The sequence below is a fragment of the Gemmata algarum genome (genome assembly GCF_034097035.1).
Taxonomy (GTDB): Bacteria; Planctomycetota; Planctomycetia; order Gemmatales; family Gemmataceae; genus Gemmata; species Gemmata algarum.
The window spans coordinates 1-17839 of the sequence record NZ_JAXBLV010000193.1; the positions used below are offsets into that span (position 1 = coordinate 1).

Consider the following 17839-nt stretch of genomic DNA (forward strand, 5'->3'; position numbering starts at 1 on the left):
GGCTCGCTCGTCCGCGTAGGCGAACGTGTACCCAAGTTTCGTCGAGTCACTCGACGAGCGGCCGTCCGCGTTTTCGCTTGTACCTCATAAACGCACGGTATAAGCTGCGGGCATGAGTTCACATATTGTCGGCGCCCGCACCAGACCGCTGAACACGCGGCCGCAGTTCGGTATCGGGACAAGCTCGAAGCACATGCGAAGGGCAACGGTTGCCGTCGCTCGCGCTTCCGGCACATCAACGCAGTGCGGTGCAACTGCGGCTGCGTAATCGGTCGGCCCCCAACAACAGGTATTCGCCTACAGGCAACCAGGAGACGTACCGTGAGCGCGAGTGATGAGGTCGTCGCGAAGTTGCGGAACGCGTACCAGCAGTGGCACGACTCGCGCGGCCGCAGTGTCGACACGTGGGTCGCGCTCCTGGCCGACGACATCCAGATGCGCTCCGTGGCGGACGGCGCCCCGGGCATGACGTTCTCGGCCGCCCGGGCCGGGAAGGACGCCGCCCGCGGGTATTTCTCCGCCCTCAGCGCGGAATGGGAGATGGTCCACTACACCGTACACGACATCATCGCCTTCGGGGACCGGGTGGCAGTGTTCGGGGTGTGCGCGTTCCGCAACCTCAAGACGGGTAAAACCGCGGAAACGCACGTCGCGAACCGGTGGCGGTTCCGCGACGGCCTCGCGGTCGATTACTTCGAACTGTACGACACCGCGAAGGCGTTCGCCGCCGCGACGCCCGATCCGGCGTGATGGCGAATCCGGCCGCTTCCCGTTCGTCAGTTGTGCGCGCGTTACCCACCTGCGTCAGCAGGCGGGGGCAATCTCCGCGAGCCACCACCTCGCACCGATCGCACCAGGAAATGACGATCGCATCTGATTTGTGGCACAGACATTCCGGTCTGTGCGGCCTTTTTGCGCGCACAGATCGGAATCCCTGTACCACAAAAAGCAACAGCCAGGCCGGTAACGAAGCCGGCGCCACCCGCCACAGGGCCGCAATGAAAACCCGACTGCGAGACGAAGAGGACGTTCTGTGGGACTCGGCCGCAAACCTTCAGCGCGGGATCGAGGCCGCCGGCGGGTGGCTGTATCTGACCACCCACCGGCTCATCTTCGAGGCCCACGCGTTCAACGTGCAATCCGGAACCACAGCCATTCCGCTGCGTGACATCGCCGGCGCCCGGAAGTGCTGGACGAAGTTTCTCGGCCTGATCCCGATATTTCCCAACTCGCTGGCGGTCGACACCGTGAAGGGCAAGACGTATCGGTTCGTGCTGTTCGGGCGCGACGAGTGGCTCCGCGCCATCCGCAAAGCACGGCGGAAACGTGAAGACGAGGACGACCGCTGACAGCGTTCCTTGGTTCTTGAGTGTGGCCCGCTCGCTCCGCGAGCGGTTGCAACACCATCAGGACGCATTGGATATGGTCAATTTGATGCGCGAAGCACCGCTCGCGGAGCGAGCGGGCCACACTCAAGAACCAGAGCCGATCAGTCCCCGACCGCCTTGGCACCTTTACCCTTGCCGCTCGCCGCGGTCCCTTTCAGGTCGAAGTTGACTGCGGCGTTGCTCCCGCCCTTGAGGTCGGCGGTCAGGGTCGTCTTGGTGTTGAACTGCTCCGGGATCACCTGCTTGGTCTCGCTCGTTTTGGCGCCGGTGTCGGCGGTGTCCGTCAACGTCCGACCGGTCTTCTTGTTCCAGTAGACCTCGACCTTGTAGTTGCCCGGTTGCGCGCCGCGGTCGGACGGTACGGCGTACTTCCCGTTCTTGATCTCGGCACCCATCTTGGTGCCCTTTCCGTCCGCCGGCACGAAGTTGATGCCGCCCTCCTCGACCGGTTCGCCGTTGAACGTCACCGTCCCCTCGACGGACGCACCGCCGCCGCCGCACCCGGCGAGCGCGGCGAGGAACAGGAATAAACCGGCGGCCCGGATCGTGTACCTGAATTTGCGCATGGTCGTCCTCGGTGTGCCGGCGCCGCGCCGGGCGCCGGGGAGTTGTGGGAGGGCCGCGGTCCCCCGCGGCTCCGAGTGCGTGCCCGCGGGGGCGTCAGAAGTTGCCGCTGATCGGGTACCCGTCGGTCGGGTGGATCAGGTTCTGGAACGTGTAGTTGCCGGTGGCCGCCGGGTACGCGCACTGGTCCGCCGACTGGTCCGCGTCGATGCTCTGGCGGATGAACCGCACGGACCCGTCGCCCAGCAGGAAGTTGACCCCGCCGGAGTGCTGGCTGGTGAACCCGAGCCGGGCGCAGTCGGAGCCGGGGCTGCTCACGTTCGAGTGCTTGATGTTCAGCCCGCGCCCCGGGCGCCCCTCGAAACTCGCCGACGACACACTGGACCGGGCGGGCCAGATGGCCCCGCTGGTGATGACCGAGTCCCGCTCGCCCACCAGGATGGTGTTGCTGGACCCGTCGCTGATGGTCTGGATCGTCAGGTTGGTGGGGTTGTTGTTGGCGTCCGGCCCGGTCACCTCGCGGTTCACCGCGTAGTTGGAGCGGGCGTAGGACTGGTACCCCGGGTGGGTGTCGTCACTGGCCGGATCGGAGGAGCAGCGGAAGACCGCCAGCTTGCTCTGGGTGAGCGAGTTGACCGCCGGCGCGCCGGGGGTGACGAGGTCCGGGGCCAGCGACTTGTACATGTTGTCCTGCTCGAGCATCGGCAGGATCAGCACGCCCCAGGCCCACCCCGGGCTCGGCTTGGTCGCGGTCGTCGTGACCCACCCGGTGGGGAGCTTGTTGAACGTGTCGTTGTAGTTGTGGAACGCCAGCCCCATTTGTTTGAGGTTGTTCTGGCACTTCATGCGGGACGCGGCCTCGCGCACCTTCTGCACGGCCGGTAACAGCAGCCCGATCAGGATGGCGATGATGGCGATGACGACCAACAGCTCGATCAGCGTGAACGCACGCCGCGAGCGCGAAACGGGAGAGAACATACGAAACCTTCAAAACAAGACGTGATAGTGTGCGCCGGTTGGTCCGGCTGTTTGGTGTGAAGCACACCAGATCGAATCTAGAACAATAAACCGAAAGAGTGGCTCTCCCGAGACAGGCCCGCCCGTGTGCTCTGCGCGATTCACGCCCGTGTGTAACCCGCGCAGAACGTACCGCTTGCTCCGGTCGGTCACACCCACACCACCGTTCGCGCCACGCCGAAGTCGTGTCCCGCAATCATTCGACAAATGGCGTCCGCAATCTTCGCCCCGCCCACCACCGACGGCTCGATGGGCGACACCGGCGCGTAGTCGCCGGCGTGGTCGCAGACCACCCGCAAATCGACGAGCGGCAGCCCCGCCCCGACGGCGGCCCGCGCGATGGTGTCGTTGAACCCCGCCAGCGCGGCCCGCTCCGCGGCGCCGATCACAGGAATCGCGTCGTAGATGGTGCAAACGGCCGTCGGCTTCTTGAGCGCGAGGACGCTCTGCAACATCCGCTGATAGGCGGTGCGGAACTCGGCCAGCGCCTCCGCGAGGGTGGCGAGCGCGTCGCCCACGGTCACGGCCGGCTCGCGCAGGAGCCCCGCGGCCAGGAGCGCGTCGTTCCCGCCGATGCTCAGCACCAGATGGCTGGCGTCGGCGGGCACACGCGGCAGTTGCAACGCGATGCTCTCAACGGTGGCCCCGTCCACGGCGACCAGCGTGCCCTTCCAACCTGCGGGCAGCACGCGGCGCACCTGCTCGATCACCGGCGACCGGTCTGGAACATAGAGGGCGTTGTCGAAGATCGAATCGCCCAGCAGAACGACGTGGCTCATCGCGGCAGCCCCATTGGGAATAAAAAGAGCCGCGCACGCGGCGCGGCTCCTTCCAACGACAGGGGCGCCTGCCGGCGGGTTCAGTCCGTGGTGTAGCGCCCGTCCGCCGCGTGTGGCAGGAAGCCGAGTTGAATGGACTTGAAGGTGGTCTTCGCCGTGTCCCAGGTGGTTTGGGAGAAGGGCGCTACCGACGGCTCCGGCGTCATCGGGCCGCGCAGCTCCACGTGCCCGTCCACGAACGACACCATCGACTGGCCGTTCCACCAGAACGGCGAGAACGCCGCGCCGTAGGCGCTCGTCGCCTGGTTCGTGATGAGCGGCGAGCCGAACATGCACGACCCCTGTTCCGTCAGGCTCCCGCTCGAGTTGAGCAGCAGCACCTCCGCGAACATGTACGTCTGCGAGGTGGCGGGGATGGTGGAAATGGTCCGCCCCTTCACCGGCACTTTGACGGTGTACGACTGCGGGCTGGCCGGGTTCGAGATCAGGTTCCGGTTGTAGGCGTACCCCCCCGTTGAACCGAGGAACACGGGGGCGATGCTCGACCGCAGCGCGTCGAACTTCGGGGACACGTTGATGGTGTTGTTGCCCTCGTAGTACGGGCTGAGAATCCCCTGGGTCGGGTCCACCGAGACGACCGCGTAGCTGGGCGGGGCCGAGGTCGCGTACCCGAACAGGTACTTGGCCTGAAGGTAGTCGGCGGTCTGAAGCTCGTAGGCGTGGGGGAGCGTACCGTGGGCGGACTCGAAGTTCATCGCGGCGAGGGTGAGCTGCCGCATGTTGTTCTGGCCCTTGGTTCGCGCCGCCGCTTCGCGCACCTTCTGGACGGCCGGTAGCAGCAGCCCGATGAGAATGGCGATGATCGCGATCACGACCAACAGCTCAATGAGCGTGAACGCGGCCGGTTGGTGCCGGCGAGCGGGGGGCGTGAGCCCCCCGAGGGGGGTGAGAGGAGTGGGATGTAAAGAAAGACGAGGGAGACTTAAAGAAAGACGAGTGGAACGTAAAGAAAACGGACGCGAACGGCGCACAGGTCAGCTCCTTCTCGCCGGGTCGGGCGAGAGCGGTTCGGGCGGACCGGGAGCGCAAAAACGGGCCAGCCGGCTGCGCGCGCAGCACGAAGAAGCAGTCGCCCGTCCGCCGGCCCGGTCCGGGGCCTCGAACAGTGGAATCGCTGACGGGCAGGTCTTCTGGCTAACGGCTCTTAGCGAGCCTCGCGCGGCCTTCCCGCGGTCACCCGCAGTGGCTCAAGTTGCGCGAAGCTCTGGCCGAACACAGCAGCGGCCCTGCGCCGGAATCGCACCGGCTTCCCTCTTCGTCCGCGCCGCCCGATGGGGGCGGCACGGAACCCGTCCAGCGTTCTCCAAGATATCGCCCCCCGTTCCACCGTCAACGCGTGGGGGCCGAATGCGCCCGGCGCCCGGCGGTCGTGGGTCACTTTCGGAGTTGGAAAATCGCCTCCACTTCGACGCTCGTGCCGAGCGGCAACTGACCCATCCCGAGGGCGGTGCGGGCGTGCCGCCCGGCCTCCGGCCCGAACACCTCCTTCAGCAAGTTGGTGGCGCCGTTGATGACCAGGTGACAGTCGGTGAAGTCGGGGTCGGCGTTCACGTAGCCGGTGACGCGCACCACCCGCTCGATGCGGTCCAGCGAGCCGAGTTTGAGCACGACGGCGCGGAGAATGTTGGCCGCGCACAGTGCCGCGGCCCGGGTCGCCTCCTCCACCGACACCTGCGACGGCACCTTGCCCTTGCTGGTCAGCACCCCGGCGTCGTAGGGCACCTGGCCCGACGCGTAGACCGTATCGCCGAGTACCGAGAGCAGGTCGATGACCGCGCCCTCCTTCGGGCCGCGGTCAAGTGGGAACCCGGCGGCTTCGAGCTTCTGTTCGCGTTCGCCCATTGAGGACCTCAGGATCGGGTGTGATCGTGCCGGGCTGTTGTACGTCGCCAGTTTCCGATTTCTTCTCGCGCGGCACTGAAGTAAGATCGTGGGCAGGTACTCGTGCCCACCCGAGGGATCGGAAATGCGGTCGCTGCCCCGTTTTTCCGCCGCTGCTCTTCTGCTAATCGTCGCCGCGCCCGTCCCCGCCGCCGAGCCCGGCGCGGAGTGGGCGTACAAGCCGTTCAAGCGGCCGGCGGTGCCGGACGCCCCCGCACAGAAGACGGCGGCCCGGAACGATATCGATCGGTTCCTGCTCGCGAAACTCGCCGAACACAAGCTGACGTTCGCGCCGGAAGCGGACCGCCGCGTGCTGATCCGCCGCGCGTACTTCGACCTCATCGGCCTGCCGCCGGCCCCGGAAGAGGTCGAAGCGTTCGCGCGCGACCACTCCCCCGACGCCTACGAAAAGCTAGTCGATCGGCTGATGGCCTCGCCGCAGTACGGCGAGCGCCAAGCGCTGTTCTGGCTCGACGTGGTTCGGTTCGCGGAAACCGACGGCTTCAACGCCGACGCGCCGCGCCCGAACGCGTGGCGGTACCGCGACTACGTCATCAAGAGCTTCAACGCCGACAAACCCTTCGACCGCTTCGTGAAGGAGCAGCTCGCCGGGGACGAGTTGTACCCCGACGACCCGGACGCCCTCGTCGCCACGGGGTTCCTGCGGCACTACCCGGAGGAGTACAACGCGGTCAACCTGGAGCAGCGCCGCTACGAGGTCCTGACCGACATCACCGACACGACCTCGGGCACGTTCCTCGCGCTCACGTCGGGCTGCGCCCGCTGCCACGACCACAAGTACGACCCCATCACGCAGAAGGACTACTTCCGGCTCCAGGCGTTCTTCGCCGGCATGTGGCCGACCGAGGCGGTGCTGCTGACACCCGGCGCGCGGGCCGAGTACCAGAAGAAGCTCGCCGCGTGGGAGGCGAAAACGGCCGAGATCCGGGCCGCGATCGAGGCGATCGAGGGTCCATACCAACAGAAGGCGAGCGCGAAGCAGCGGACCCGGTTCCCCGACGAGTACGCGAGCCTGCTCGACATCCCGTTCGAGAGCCGCACCCCCATTCAGAAGCAGCTCGGGCAACTGATCGACAAGCAGGTCAACGTCCGCGGGGACGTGTCCAAGAGCCTCAAGCCCGCCGAGAAAGAGCGGGTGGCCGCGCTCAAGGCGCAGCTCGCACAGTGGGCGAACGAGAAGCCCCCGGAACCGCCGCGGGCAATGGCGATGACGGACCTCCCGACGCCTCCCCCGACGAACCTCTACAAGCGCGGGAACTGGCAGAAGCCCGGCGCGAAGCTGGACCCGGGGTTCATCGCCACCATCGACGACCGCGACGCCGACCCCCAGCCGACGAACGGCTCCGTCGGGCGCCGCGCCGCGCTCGCCGGCTGGGTCGCGTCGCGCGAGAACCCGCTCACCGCGCGGGTGATCGTGAACCGCCTATGGCAGCAGCGGTTCGGGTACGGGATCGTGCGCACGTCGAGCGACTTCGGCGTGACCGGCGACCGCCCGACGCACCCCGAGTTGCTGAACTGGCTCGCGGACGAACTGGTTGCGAAGAACTGGTCACTGAAGCACGTTCACAAACTGATGGTGCTGTCGGCGGCGTTCCGCCAGGGGGCCAGGGGAGAAGAAGCGGGCGCGACGGCCGACCCCGACAACAAGCTCCTGTGGCAGTACCCGCGGCGCCGGCTCGACGGGGAGGCGCTGCGGGACGCGATGCTGGCGGTGTCGGGCCAGTTGAATCTGAAGGCCGGCGGCCCCGGGGTGTTCCCGGAGTTGCCCGCCGAGTTGCAGAAGTCCTCCGCCGGGCGGTGGACGCCGACCGCAGATGCGTCGGAGCGCAACCGCCGGAGCGTGTACGTCTTTGTGAAGCGGAACCTGCGCTACCCGCTGTTCACGCTGTTCGACGCGCCCGACCGTAACGAAACCTGTGCGCGCCGGTTCGTGACCACGACCGCCCCGCAATCGCTGGCGATGCTGAACGACGCGCTGGTGATCGGGTTCGGGAAGCAACTGGCCGCCCGCGTGACGAAAGAGGCGGGCGCGGACCGCGAGAAGTTCGTGGGCCGGGCGTTTCTGGTCGCGGTGAACCGCCCCCCGACGAGCGAAGAGCAAGCGGCGATGGCGGGCTACCTCGCCCGGCACAAGGGGAGCGACGAAGAAGCCCGCGCCGACCTGTGCCACGCGCTGCTGAACCTGAACGAGTTCGTTTACGTGGATTGAGCGGCCCCAAGTTTGGCACGAGCGCAACAACAACCGGCGGCGCCCACGATCGATCCCATGCCAGACACTTACTGCCATCGACACGCCCTGCCAAACCGGCCGGTTGTGTTTCGACACAACCGTTGATCGTTCGCCGTGAGGGCTCTTGATGTTGGACGGCCTTGACGCCGTGGGCTGGTCGTCGCTGACGCACGCCTACGGAGAAGCGACCGACGTACCGGAGTTGCTCCGCGCGCTCGCGTCGCCCGACCCGCAGGAGCGCGAAGAGGCGTCCGACGAACTGCTCGGTAACATTTGGCACCAGGGCACCGTGTACCCGGCGTCAGCCGCTGCCGTCCCGTTCCTGTACGAGCTGTTGACCGCGCCCGAGGTCCAAGACAAATCCGCGATCGCTCTCCTCTTGGCCTGCGTTGCGACCGGTGCCGGCTATCTGGAGGTCCACGCCGCCGGCCCGGTCGATGAGCCGGTCTGGCGCGACATTCTGAGCAAGCAGGGCAAGACCCTGGAACGTGAGTTGGAGCGGGAAGCGGCCGAGGTCGGCAACGTTCGCCGAGCCGCATCGGTCGGGCTGCGGCACCTGCTGCCGTACCTCAACGACCCCGACGAAGAAGTTCGACAAGTCGTCGCGACCGCGCTCGGCCGCTACCCCGAGCACGCCGGCTGGGCGCAACCCGCGATCGAGGCGGCGCTGGCTTCGGAGCGGGACGAGGACGTGCGGGCGGCCTTGATCCAAAGCCAGTCGCACCGGCCGGGCGCGGCACACGATTGATGCGCGCTGCGAAACCTGAACGAGTTCGTTTACGCGGATTGAGCGCCGCTTTCCGTGTCGTACCCGGGAGCGTGAATGCTTGCGGCCTGGAAGTGGTAGCCTTGGTGATCGTCCGGGTTGTCGTCGTTCACGTAGCCCCGCCAGAGTGCGAAGTTGAGCGCCGGGAACAGGTATTGGTGCCGGCCCGGCGGGTAGTCGGCCGGGTTCAACCCTTCGAGCCGCACGATTTCGGCAACGACCTCCGTGGCCGGGTCCTCGAACACGTCAACGTCGCGGTACGTTGCGCACACCCGCCTGCTCACCTGGATGAACGCCACCACCGGCGGAGCGCCCCGGCAATCGGTTTGCATTCCCGACTCGCGAAGCCACTCGGCTTCCTCCTGCGACATCCCCAGGCGCACCCTTCCGATGCGGACGTGCGGTACGATTTCCATGCTACCCCCGGCGCAACTCACACCTTCGCCAGCTCTTCCGCGAGGAGATCGTACAGTGCGTCCAGCGATTGCGAAATGACGCGCGTGTCGCCCGTCACGGCCATGAAGTTCTGGTCGCCGTTCCACCGCGGGACGACGTGCCAGTGCAGGTGCCCCGGCACGCCCGCCCCGGCGGGGCGCCCCAGGTTCAACCCGACGTTAAACCCGTCGGCGTTCATCCGCTTCTCGATGATGCCCATGAACCGGCGCATCACGAGCTGTAAGTCGAGCAACTCTTCGGGGGTGAGTTCGTCGAACCGGCCCTTGTGCGCCAGCGGGCAGACGAGCAGGTGCCCGTTGTTGTACGGGAACCGGTTCAGCACCACGACGGACCGTTCCGTGCGGTGAACGACCAGGTTCGCCCGGTCGTCGGCACCGGTCCCGGTCGCGGCGCGGCAGAGGAAGCACGCGGGGCCGCCGTCGGGAGCCTGTTTGGGTCCGGTGATGTACGACAGCCGCCACGGCGCCCACAAGTGATCCATGCGCTCCCCCGCGAGAACCCGCGCGCCACCTGTCCCGTGTGAGGCGGCGGCACTAACCTCATCCTACGGAGCCGTTCGGGCGGTGCGTTTCTTGCGTGTTACGCTGGACTGTCGTTGTACGCGGTCCTAACATAGCCGTTCTTGATTAGGAACCAGACTACGACCGCGAGATAGCGTCATGGCAGTACCCAAGAGGCGGACCTCCCGCTCCCGTAAAGGCACGCGGCGCAGTCACCACGCCGTTGTGCCCGTCCAAATTCAATACTGCGCCCGGTGCAACGAGCCGGTGATGCCGCACCGCGTGTGCTCGAACTGCGGGTTCTATCAGGGCCGCGACGCCCTGCCCGTGGAAGAAGACGACAAGCAAGGGAAGTAAACCATGCGGATCGCCCTCGACGCGATGGGCGGCGATCACGGCCCGGCCCCGAACGTGGGCGGCGCCGCTCTGGCGCTCGCCTCGAACCCCGACCTCACCGTCGTTCTGGTGGGCGACCAAGGGCAGCTCGACCCGCTGCTCGCGGCCTCCCCATTGCCGGCGGGCCGGTTCGAGGTCGTTCACGCCGCGCAAGTGGTCGAGATGAAGGAGAAGCCCGCGGAGGCGCTGCGCCGCAAGCCGGACGCCAGCGTGTTCCGCGCCTGGAAGCTCCTCGCCGAAGGCAACGTGGACGGGCTGGTGTCGGCCGGCAACACCGGGGCGGTCGTCGCCGGCGGGGTGCTGTCGCGCCGGTTCCTGCCCGGGGTCCACAAGCCTGGGATCGCCACCGTGATGCCGACGGCCAAGGGCCGCTGCGTCATCATGGACGTCGGCGCCAACGTGTTCCCGAAGCCGCGCCACCTGCTCCAATACGGGGCGATGGGGAGCGTCTTCGCGCAGCACGTGCTGGGCATCGGGACCCCTTCCCTCGGCCTGATGAACGTGGGCGAGGAAGAGGGCAAAGGCCACGAACTCGTCCAGAAGACCTACGAGCTGTTCCGCAACAGCCCGCTGAGCCAGCGGTTCGTCGGGAACATCGAGGGCCGCGACATCCACCGCGGCGCGGTCGATGTGGTGGTGACCGACGGGTTCACCGGCAACGTCGTGCTGAAGCTCAGCGAGGGCGTGCTGGAGTTCGTCGTCGGGCTCATCAGCCACGAGGTCATCGGCACGCTGTCCGCCGAGCGCGACCAGGCGGCAATGGCGCTGAAGGCGCTGCTGGCGAAGTACCACTACAGCGCGGTCGGCGGCGCCCCGCTGCTGGGGGTCGAGGGCGTGTGCATCATCTGCCACGGCTCGTCCAAGGACAAGGCCATCGCGAGCGCCCTGGGCGTCGCGGCGCTCAACGTCCGGGTGAAGCTGAACGAGAAGATCGTCGCCGAACTCGCCGCGCTGCCCAAGGGCGACGAGTGAGATCTCGGGGCGGAGCGCGGTTGTGGTACACTGAATGCCGGAGCGGTGATGGGCCGGTTGCGAGTCCAACACTGCGTGGTGAACATGACCACGCGGCAGTACGGCCCGAACCCGACCTCGGATCTGCTCGGCATCGACTACTTCCACACCGTGCCGGCCGACACCGAGTTTCCGCGCACGCTCGCCAAGCTCGAGTTGTTCGTGCGGTTCTTCGGAACCGACGGTGTTTCCGGGCGCGTGCGGGTCACCGTTTCATACCTCTGGCCGGACGGCACAGATCGGGAACTCGTCTACCGGCGGTTGTTCGATGTGGCGGTTCATGACGTGACCGGACCGGTGGTGCTCGATCGCGGGTTCAAACTGATCAACGTCCTCGTGCCCGGAGAGGGCACGTACGCGGTGCGGGTGACGCGGCGAGTTCGCCGGCCGTGGGAAGCGAACTCCGGGTGGCGCGTGCTCGCCGCCGATTACATCCAAATCGCGAGGGCCGCATGAGCCACAGGAAGCGGGTCGTTCCGCCGCCCGGGCTGGTGACGCACGTCCTCGGCGGGGTCGTCGAGGGCGAAAACGAACTGACCGTCGGGCGCCCGGTTCCGCCGCCGGTCGGGCTCACCCCCGCCGGGCCACCGCCCGGGTCCGCCGCGAGTGCGGGCGGGCCTCCTGCCGCGGCTGGTACGGCGCCCGCGGCCCAAACCTTACCGTCGATTTCTATGCCACGCACGGCCTTTCTGTTTCCCGGTCAAGGCGCGCAAAAGGTCGGCATGGCCGGCGCGCTGTGCCAGTCCCTCCCGGCGGCCGGCGACCTGTTCCGCCGCGCGTCCGAGATCCTCGGGTACGACCTGCTCGACGTGTGCGTCGGCGGCCCGGCCGAGAAGCTCAACGCGACCGACGTGAGCCAGCCGGCGATCTTCGTGGCGAGTCTGGCGGCCCTGGAGCAGCTCCGCGCGACCGAGCCCGGCGCGTTCGGCGAGGTGCACGCGACCGCGGGCCTGAGCCTGGGCGAGTACACCGCCCTGGCCTTCTCCGGCGCCCTCTCGTTCGAGGACGGCGTGCGGCTCGTGCAGGCCCGCGGGCATGCGATGCAGGACGCCGCCGTCGCCACCCCGTCCGGCATGATTTCCGTGCTGGGGATGGAGGTGCCGGAGGTCGAGGCGCTCGTGGCCGAGGTCCGCGGGACCGACACGCTCGAGGTCGCGAACCTGCTGTGCCCGGGCAACACGGTGGTCTCCGGCGCGCGGGCCGCCCTCGACCGCTTCGAGCAGTTGTGCGTCCAGAAGGGCGGCATCCGCACCGTCCGGTTGGCCGTCGCGGGCGCGTTCCACACGCACCTCATGAGGCCCGCGGACGAGAAACTCGCCGCGGCGCTCGCGGGCGCCAACCTGGGGGCGCCCCAGGTGCCGGTCTGGTCGAACGTCGACGCCCGGCCGCACACGGACCCGGACGAGATCCGCGGGCTCCTGGTCAAGCAGGTGCTGGCCCCGGTGCGCTGGGAGGAGACGATGCGCGGGCTCCTGGCGGAAGGCGTGGAGCGGTTCTACGAGATCGGGCCGAGCCGCGTCCTCGCCGGTCTGCTCAAGCGACTGCACCGGAAAGCCGATATCCGAAACGTCGAAGTGTGAGAACGGAGGCGGCGGCCGGTCGCCCCGGCCCCGCCTTTAGCTGACCCGAAGCCGGGGGCGGCCTTTTCTTTTGGGGGCCGCCTCAGTAGAGTTTCGATCGCAGGTCGCAGTGCTGGCGCCCGGGAAACGCTGACCCGTGGCGCGTGAGCCGCGCCGGCGCAATACAACAAGCGAGATGCTGCTGCGGGCCGGTCGGAGTCGGCCGGGCTGTGGGTGTCGCGGTGGCTCCACCACCGCCCGGAGGAACGAACCGTGTCCGTTGAGCAACGAGTCATCGACATCGTGAGCGAGCACTTCGCCTACGACAAAGAAAAGATCACCCGCAACACCACCTTCATCGAAGAGATCGGCGCGGACTCGCTCGACATCGTCGAGTTCGTCATGGAGCTGGAAGAAGAGTTCGACATCCAGATCCCCGACGACCAGGCCGAGAAGATCAAGACCGTCGGCGAAGCCGTGGACTACATCGACACCGCAATCAAGAACAAGCCACAGTGACTTCTTCCTTTCCCGCGACCCGCCGTCGGGTGGTGGTTACCGGGCTGGGCACGGTGAACCCCCTCGCGCTGAACGTGCCGGACTACTGGCGGGGCCTTCTCGCCGGGCAGAGCGGCATCGCGCCGATCACCCTCTTCGACACCGCCGCGTTCAAGCTGGTGAGCGGCACGGACGTGCCGTTCAAAGTGACGTTCGCCGGCGAGGTGAAGGGCTTCACCCCCGAACCCGTCATCGACACCCGCTCGGCGCGCCGGCTCGACCGGTTCACCCAGTTCGCGGTGGTCGCCGCGCACGAGGCGGTGAAGGAGAGCGGGCTCGACTTCGCCAAAGAGAACCCGTTCCGCTGCGGGTGCATCCTCGGCAGCGGGATCGGCGGCATGGCCGAGTGGGAGGACGGGCACCGCACGCTCATGGAGCGCGGCCCCGACCGGCTCGGGCCGTTCCTCATCGCGAAGATGATCGCGAACTCGGCCAGCGGCAACATTTCCATCCGGTTCGGGCTGCGCGGCCCGAACACGACCGTTTCGACCGCCTGCTCGTCCGCGGCGCACGCCATCGCGGACTCGGTGACGGCGATCCGCAACGGGCTCGCCGACGTGATGGTCTCCGGCGGCAGCGAGGCGGCGGTGACGCCGCTCGGGCTGGGCGGGTTCATCGCGTGCCGCGCCCTGTCCCAGCGGAACGACGACCCGAAGGCCGCGAGCCGGCCCTGGGACAAGGACCGCGACGGTTTCGTGCTGAGCGAAGGCGCCGGCATCCTCGTCCTCGAAGAGTACGAGCGGGCGAAGGCCCGTAACGCCACGATCTACGCCGAGGTGTGCGGCTCGGGCAACACCGCGGACGCGTTCCACATCACCGCCCCGCACGAAGACGGCATCGGCGCCGCGGAGGCGATGCGGGAGGCGGTGAAGGACGCCGGCTGGAACCTGGCCGACGTCGATTACATCAACGCGCACGGCACCAGCACCGGCCTGGGGGACGTGGCCGAAACGAAGGCCGTGAAGCTCGTGTTCGGCGAGCACGCCAAGAAGCTCATGGTGTCGAGCACCAAGAGCATGATCGGCCACCTGCTCGGCGCCAGCGGCGGCGTGGAAGCGGTCGCCTGCGCGTTGAGCATCAAGCACGGCGTGCTGCACCCGACGATCAACCTGAAGAATCAGGACGTTGAGGCGGGGTGCGACCTGGACTACATCCCCAACACGGCCCGCGAGGCCCGTGTGCGCAAGGTGCTGTCGAACAGCTTCGGGTTCGGCGGCCACAACTGCTCGCTCGCGTTCGGCGCGATCTAGTGGGTGGGCCGCGAAGACAGATTGGCCACAAAAAAGCACAAAGGGCACAAAAGGAAACCAAGACACAAGAGTGAGTTCAAATCACTTCTTCTGCCTTGGTTTCCTTTTGTGCCCTTTGTGCTTTTTTGTGGCCAATCTGCTTTTAATTACTCCTTTCGGAGACGTTCAAATGCCGCTTCCCGACCTACTCAACGGCCGCTGGGCCGACATGTCCCTCACGCAGCCCGAGTTCGCCCGGTACTCGCGCCACGTGATCATGCCCGAGGTCGGGTTGGACGGGCAGCGGAAGCTTAAGGCCGCGAAGGTACTCGTCATCGGCACCGGCGGGCTCGGCTCGCCGCTGGCGCTGTACCTAGCTGCGGCCGGGGTCGGCACGCTCGGGCTGGTCGATTTCGACGTGGTGGACACCTCGAACCTCCAGCGGCAAATCATCCACGGCACCGCGGACGTGGGGCGCTCGAAGTGCCAGTCCGCCGCCGACCGGCTGCGGGACGTGAACCCGGAGGTGCAACTCGACCTTTGGGAATCGCAGTTCACGTCGAAGAACGCGCTCGACATCGTGAAGCACTACGACATCGTGGTGGACGGGACCGACAACTTCCCGACCCGCTACCTGGTGAACGACGCCTGCGTGCTGCTCAACAAGCCGAACGTGTACGGGAGCATCTTCCGGTTCGACGGGCAGGCGACGGTGTTCGACCCGCGCGTGGGGCCGTGTTACCGGTGCCTGTACCCCGAACCGCCGCCCCCGGGCGAGGTGCCGAGTTGCGCCGAGGGCGGCGTGCTGGGAATTCTGCCGGGCGTGATCGGCTGCATCCAGGCGACGGAAACCATCAAGCTGATCCTGGGCATCGGCGAACCGCTCGTCGGCCGGCTGCTGCACTACGACGCCCTCAACATGACGTTCAAAACGTACAAGATCCGGCGCGACCCCAAGTGGGCCGTCGGCGCCCCGCACCCCACAATCAAGGGGCTGATCGATTACGAAGAGTTCTGCGGCGTGCGGGGCGGGGCCACCGCCGCACAGCCCGCGTTCGGCGGCAGCGACATCACACCGGAGCAGCTCAAGAAGCGGATCGACGCGGGCGAGAACCTGTTCGTCCTCGACGTGCGGAACCCGAACGAGTTCCAGATCTGCCGCATCCCCGGGACGGTGCTGGTCCCGCTCCCGGAACTGCCGGCGCGGCTGGCCGAGGTGCCGCAGGACCGCGAGGTGATCGTCCACTGCAAGAGCGGGATGCGGAGCCAGAAGGCGATCGACTTCTTGAAGGCGCAGGGCTACACGAAGCTCGTGAACTTGACCGGCGGCATCCTGGGCTGGGCCGACAAGGTCGATCCGGGGATGCCGCGGTACTGATTGCGGTGGGCGGAGTGGTTACAAGCCGGGACGCCACCGCCGGCTGAAGCCGGCGGCGCGACACGTGCCGGCTAACAGCCGTGGGGCCGGCTCATTTCTTCGGCGGGGGCGGCGCCATGTTCACTTCGACGGTCTTGCCCGCGATGACTTCCACGATCCGGCGCTCGTCGCCGAGGCGCACTTCGTAGCGCCCCGGCCCGAGGTTCTTCACCAGCGCTTTGCCCGCCACGATGTCGACGTTCGCGCGGGCCGTCATCACGGCGAAGCCCTTGAACAGTTCGGGGATCAGCGGCTCGGTGCCCGCGTCGTCGGCCGGCGCCAGCATCACCGTCCCCTTCGCGTCGGCGGCGGTCACTTCCAGCCCGCCGGTTTTGGTGACGTCGAGCGTGAGGCGCTCGTTCAGCATCCCGTTGGCGGGCACGTTGAGCCACTTCCACACCACCGGGCCGCCCGCGGTCGCCGCGGCGATCAGGTACCGCCCGGGCTCGATCCGGGTGTGCTCGAACTTCACCGGCGCGCCCTTGAATTCCGCCTGCGACTCCGGGAAGAACACCGAGCTGTTGTTCGGCAGGAACGCGGCGCACGCGCACCGCACCGGTGTGCCCGGCGCGGCCCCCGTCACCGTGACCTCGCCGGCGATGAACGGGGCGTCGTCGGCGCCCGGGGGCTCTTCTGCGAGCCGGAAGTACTCCGCGTCGAACGTGCCGGCCAGCACCGTCTGGTCCTTGTCCGGCAGGGACACGTACACCTTGCCGGTCACCTTGCCGTTCTTGCGTGTCCCGAGGTCGAGCGTCAGGGCGTAGCCGTTCGGCTGCGAGAGGATGGGCTGCCCCTTCACCTCCACCCACACCTCCGGCCCGGCGTCCTTCGGGTCCACCTTCCAGCTCCGCCCCGTGATCGGCGACGGCGTGGGCTGGCCCGGAACCCGCGGCGCGAGCCGGAGCGTCACCGACCGCTCGAGCGGTTGCATCGTGTCCGCGGGGGTGCGGAAGATGACCTCCTCCGCGGTGACGAGCACCCCGGGCGTCACGTCGGCGCCCGCGACGCGCCCGCGCACCGGCGCGTTCGGAACCGCGTGTTTCGCGGGGTCGAGTTCCCACACCACCTGGGCCGCCCCTGAAGGCGGGGGGGCCGTCTTCGGTGCCTCGACTTTCGGCGGTTCAACCTGCGACGCCGGGGCCGGCTCCTGGCTTTTCTTCGGCTCGGCCTCCTGGGGCGCGGCGGCCGGTTGCGTGGGCACCGGGCTCGACCCGCACCCGCTCGCGGCGACCAAACCGAACCCTAGCGCCACACCGAAGATCATCCGTGACATGGTTCCTCCTCTTGCGGACCTCGGATTGCAGAGCGGAAACCGAGTAACAATTCGCTTCGGTTCCGCGTGCCGGATCGGCTCATACCCGATCCGGTCGGTGCGCATCGGTGTTGGGGCCGGCGCCGGGGCGCGGGCCTCTCGCCCGCTTGAGGTCGGCGGTTCGGCTCCGCCACCCTCACTCCCGGCGCATACCAGCGGCCCGCACTCCGGCGCCGGCACGACTCAACCGGCTCGGCCCCTGCGCCGCCCCGCCTTGCTGGCGGGCGCCCGCACCTTCTCAGGTTGCGCCCGCTTCGCCGCTCGGCGCACCGGGTGCCCGCGTTCGGCGGTGAGTAGACCCAGAACCGCGCCGGCGTGCAACACGAACAAGATGACCTTTAATGAAAATGAGAACCCGACCCGCCGCTCACGGGACGATCCCAGGGGCGTTCCTTGTTTCACCCTGCGTTCTCTGTTGAAGTCCGAAAGTGCCGTAAGTCGTTATCCGTCACAGCCGCGGATCATGCGGTGTGAAGTCGGAACGGCAGGGCCTGTCCTTGATTCGCGCTACGCAACTTCGATCAGTCCCTTGGCTATTGCCGGGGTCACCTGAAGCCGCCCGATCGCCTCCGGGCAACGCACCGCTTTGACCGCACGCTACCGTCGAGGGAGATGTGTGTGACGGCGGCCGGATCGACGCGGCCGGCGATCCCGCACGAGAGGACGTGCTCCCGTCGGTCGGCGTCGAAGCGTCG

At 67.6% G+C, this 17839-nt stretch carries 19 protein-coding genes and 1 riboswitch; of the genes, 11 read left to right on the forward strand and 8 right to left on the reverse strand.

The window, feature by feature from the left end; all coding sequences use genetic code 11:
* The first annotated feature begins 321 nt into the window (after positions 1 to 321).
* Both R5W23_RS19960 and R5W23_RS19965 read left to right on the forward strand, forming a co-directional pair.
* Positions 322 to 750, forward strand: a complete 429-nt coding sequence (locus R5W23_RS19960; RefSeq protein ID WP_320687802.1) for a nuclear transport factor 2 family protein — start codon at positions 322 to 324, stop codon at positions 748 to 750.
* Positions 751 to 998: 248 nt separating this feature from the next.
* On the forward strand, positions 999 to 1349 hold the full coding sequence (locus R5W23_RS19965; RefSeq protein WP_261189069.1) for a GRAM domain-containing protein: 351 nt from the start codon (positions 999 to 1001) through the stop codon (positions 1347 to 1349).
* Positions 1350 to 1489: 140 nt separating this feature from the next.
* Here the strand turns inward: R5W23_RS19965 and R5W23_RS19970 are convergent, their stop codons facing one another.
* The 5 genes from R5W23_RS19970 to R5W23_RS19990 all read right to left on the reverse strand — a co-directional run bounded on the left by R5W23_RS19970 (position 1490) and on the right by R5W23_RS19990 (position 5650).
* The gene (locus R5W23_RS19970) at positions 1490 to 1954 is read right to left on the reverse strand and encodes a transthyretin-like family protein (RefSeq protein WP_320687803.1); all 465 of its coding nucleotides are present in this window, start codon (positions 1952 to 1954) and stop codon (positions 1490 to 1492) included.
* Between the two features lie 94 nt (positions 1955 to 2048).
* On the reverse strand, positions 2049 to 2930 hold the full coding sequence (locus tag R5W23_RS19975) for a DUF1559 domain-containing protein (protein WP_320687804.1): 882 nt from the start codon (positions 2928 to 2930) through the stop codon (positions 2049 to 2051).
* A 188-nt stretch (positions 2931 to 3118) separates the two neighbouring features.
* The gene (locus R5W23_RS19980; protein ID WP_320687805.1) at positions 3119 to 3748 is read right to left on the reverse strand and encodes an SGNH/GDSL hydrolase family protein; all 630 of its coding nucleotides are present in this window, start codon (positions 3746 to 3748) and stop codon (positions 3119 to 3121) included.
* An 80-nt stretch (positions 3749 to 3828) separates the two neighbouring features.
* Positions 3829 to 4620, reverse strand: a complete 792-nt coding sequence (locus R5W23_RS32520; protein ID WP_407936150.1) for a type II secretion system protein — start codon at positions 4618 to 4620, stop codon at positions 3829 to 3831.
* Positions 4621 to 4911: 291 nt separating this feature from the next.
* Positions 4912 to 5116: riboswitch (cobalamin riboswitch) on the reverse strand.
* A gap of 66 nt (positions 5117 to 5182) precedes the next feature.
* Entirely contained in the window at positions 5183 to 5650 is a 468-nt protein-coding gene (locus tag R5W23_RS19990; protein WP_320687806.1) for a RidA family protein, read from the reverse strand.
* A gap of 124 nt (positions 5651 to 5774) precedes the next feature.
* On the opposite strand from R5W23_RS19990, the gene R5W23_RS19995 reads away from it, so the two are divergent.
* Both R5W23_RS19995 and R5W23_RS20000 read left to right on the forward strand, forming a co-directional pair.
* On the forward strand, positions 5775 to 7919 hold the full coding sequence (locus R5W23_RS19995) for a DUF1549 and DUF1553 domain-containing protein (protein ID WP_320687807.1): 2145 nt from the start codon (positions 5775 to 5777) through the stop codon (positions 7917 to 7919).
* A gap of 148 nt (positions 7920 to 8067) precedes the next feature.
* Positions 8068 to 8688 carry a HEAT repeat domain-containing protein gene (locus R5W23_RS20000; protein ID WP_320687808.1) on the forward strand — a complete coding sequence of 207 codons (621 nt, stop codon included), beginning with the start codon at positions 8068 to 8070 and terminating at the stop codon, positions 8686 to 8688.
* A 29-nt stretch (positions 8689 to 8717) separates the two neighbouring features.
* Here R5W23_RS20000 and R5W23_RS20005 read toward each other — a convergent pair whose 3' ends face one another.
* Complete coding sequence (locus R5W23_RS20005; protein ID WP_320687809.1) at positions 8718 to 9122, reverse strand: hypothetical protein; 405 nt, start codon at positions 9120 to 9122, stop codon at positions 8718 to 8720.
* A 17-nt stretch (positions 9123 to 9139) separates the two neighbouring features.
* A complete protein-coding gene (locus R5W23_RS20010) occupies positions 9140 to 9643 on the reverse strand; it encodes an HIT family protein (RefSeq protein ID WP_320687810.1) in 504 nt (167 codons plus the stop codon).
* A gap of 178 nt (positions 9644 to 9821) precedes the next feature.
* Between R5W23_RS20010 and rpmF the strand changes: the two genes are divergently transcribed.
* The 7 genes from rpmF (at position 9822) to moeB (ending at position 15793) form a co-directional block, all read left to right on the forward strand.
* Positions 9822 to 10019: a 50S ribosomal protein L32 gene (gene rpmF / locus R5W23_RS20015; protein WP_029601116.1), complete on the forward strand. Its 198-nt coding sequence runs from the start codon at positions 9822 to 9824 to the stop codon at positions 10017 to 10019.
* Positions 10020 to 10022: 3 nt separating this feature from the next.
* On the forward strand, positions 10023 to 11030 hold the full coding sequence (gene plsX, locus R5W23_RS20020) for a phosphate acyltransferase PlsX (protein ID WP_320687811.1): 1008 nt from the start codon (positions 10023 to 10025) through the stop codon (positions 11028 to 11030).
* Between the two features lie 48 nt (positions 11031 to 11078).
* A complete protein-coding gene (locus R5W23_RS20025) occupies positions 11079 to 11525 on the forward strand; it encodes a hypothetical protein (protein WP_320687812.1) in 447 nt (148 codons plus the stop codon).
* A 215-nt stretch (positions 11526 to 11740) separates the two neighbouring features.
* Positions 11741 to 12649, forward strand: coding sequence for an ACP S-malonyltransferase (gene fabD, locus R5W23_RS20030; protein WP_407936152.1), 909 nt, complete (start codon positions 11741 to 11743; stop codon positions 12647 to 12649).
* A gap of 252 nt (positions 12650 to 12901) precedes the next feature.
* Entirely contained in the window at positions 12902 to 13147 is a 246-nt protein-coding gene (gene acpP / locus R5W23_RS20035) for an acyl carrier protein (RefSeq protein WP_029601117.1), read from the forward strand.
* Positions 13144 to 14436, forward strand: a complete 1293-nt coding sequence (fabF, locus tag R5W23_RS20040) for a beta-ketoacyl-ACP synthase II (protein WP_320687814.1) — start codon at positions 13144 to 13146, stop codon at positions 14434 to 14436. Before acpP ends, fabF begins: the two co-directional genes overlap by 4 nt.
* 169 nt (positions 14437 to 14605) lie before the next feature.
* Positions 14606 to 15793 carry a molybdopterin-synthase adenylyltransferase MoeB gene (gene moeB / locus R5W23_RS20045; RefSeq protein WP_320687815.1) on the forward strand — a complete coding sequence of 396 codons (1188 nt, stop codon included), beginning with the start codon at positions 14606 to 14608 and terminating at the stop codon, positions 15791 to 15793.
* Between the two features lie 91 nt (positions 15794 to 15884).
* On the opposite strand, the gene R5W23_RS20050 is transcribed toward moeB, so the two are convergent.
* Positions 15885 to 17105 carry a hypothetical protein gene (locus R5W23_RS20050; protein WP_320687816.1) on the reverse strand — a complete coding sequence of 407 codons (1221 nt, stop codon included), beginning with the start codon at positions 17103 to 17105 and terminating at the stop codon, positions 15885 to 15887.
* Between the last annotated feature and the right edge of the window lie 734 nt (positions 17106 to 17839).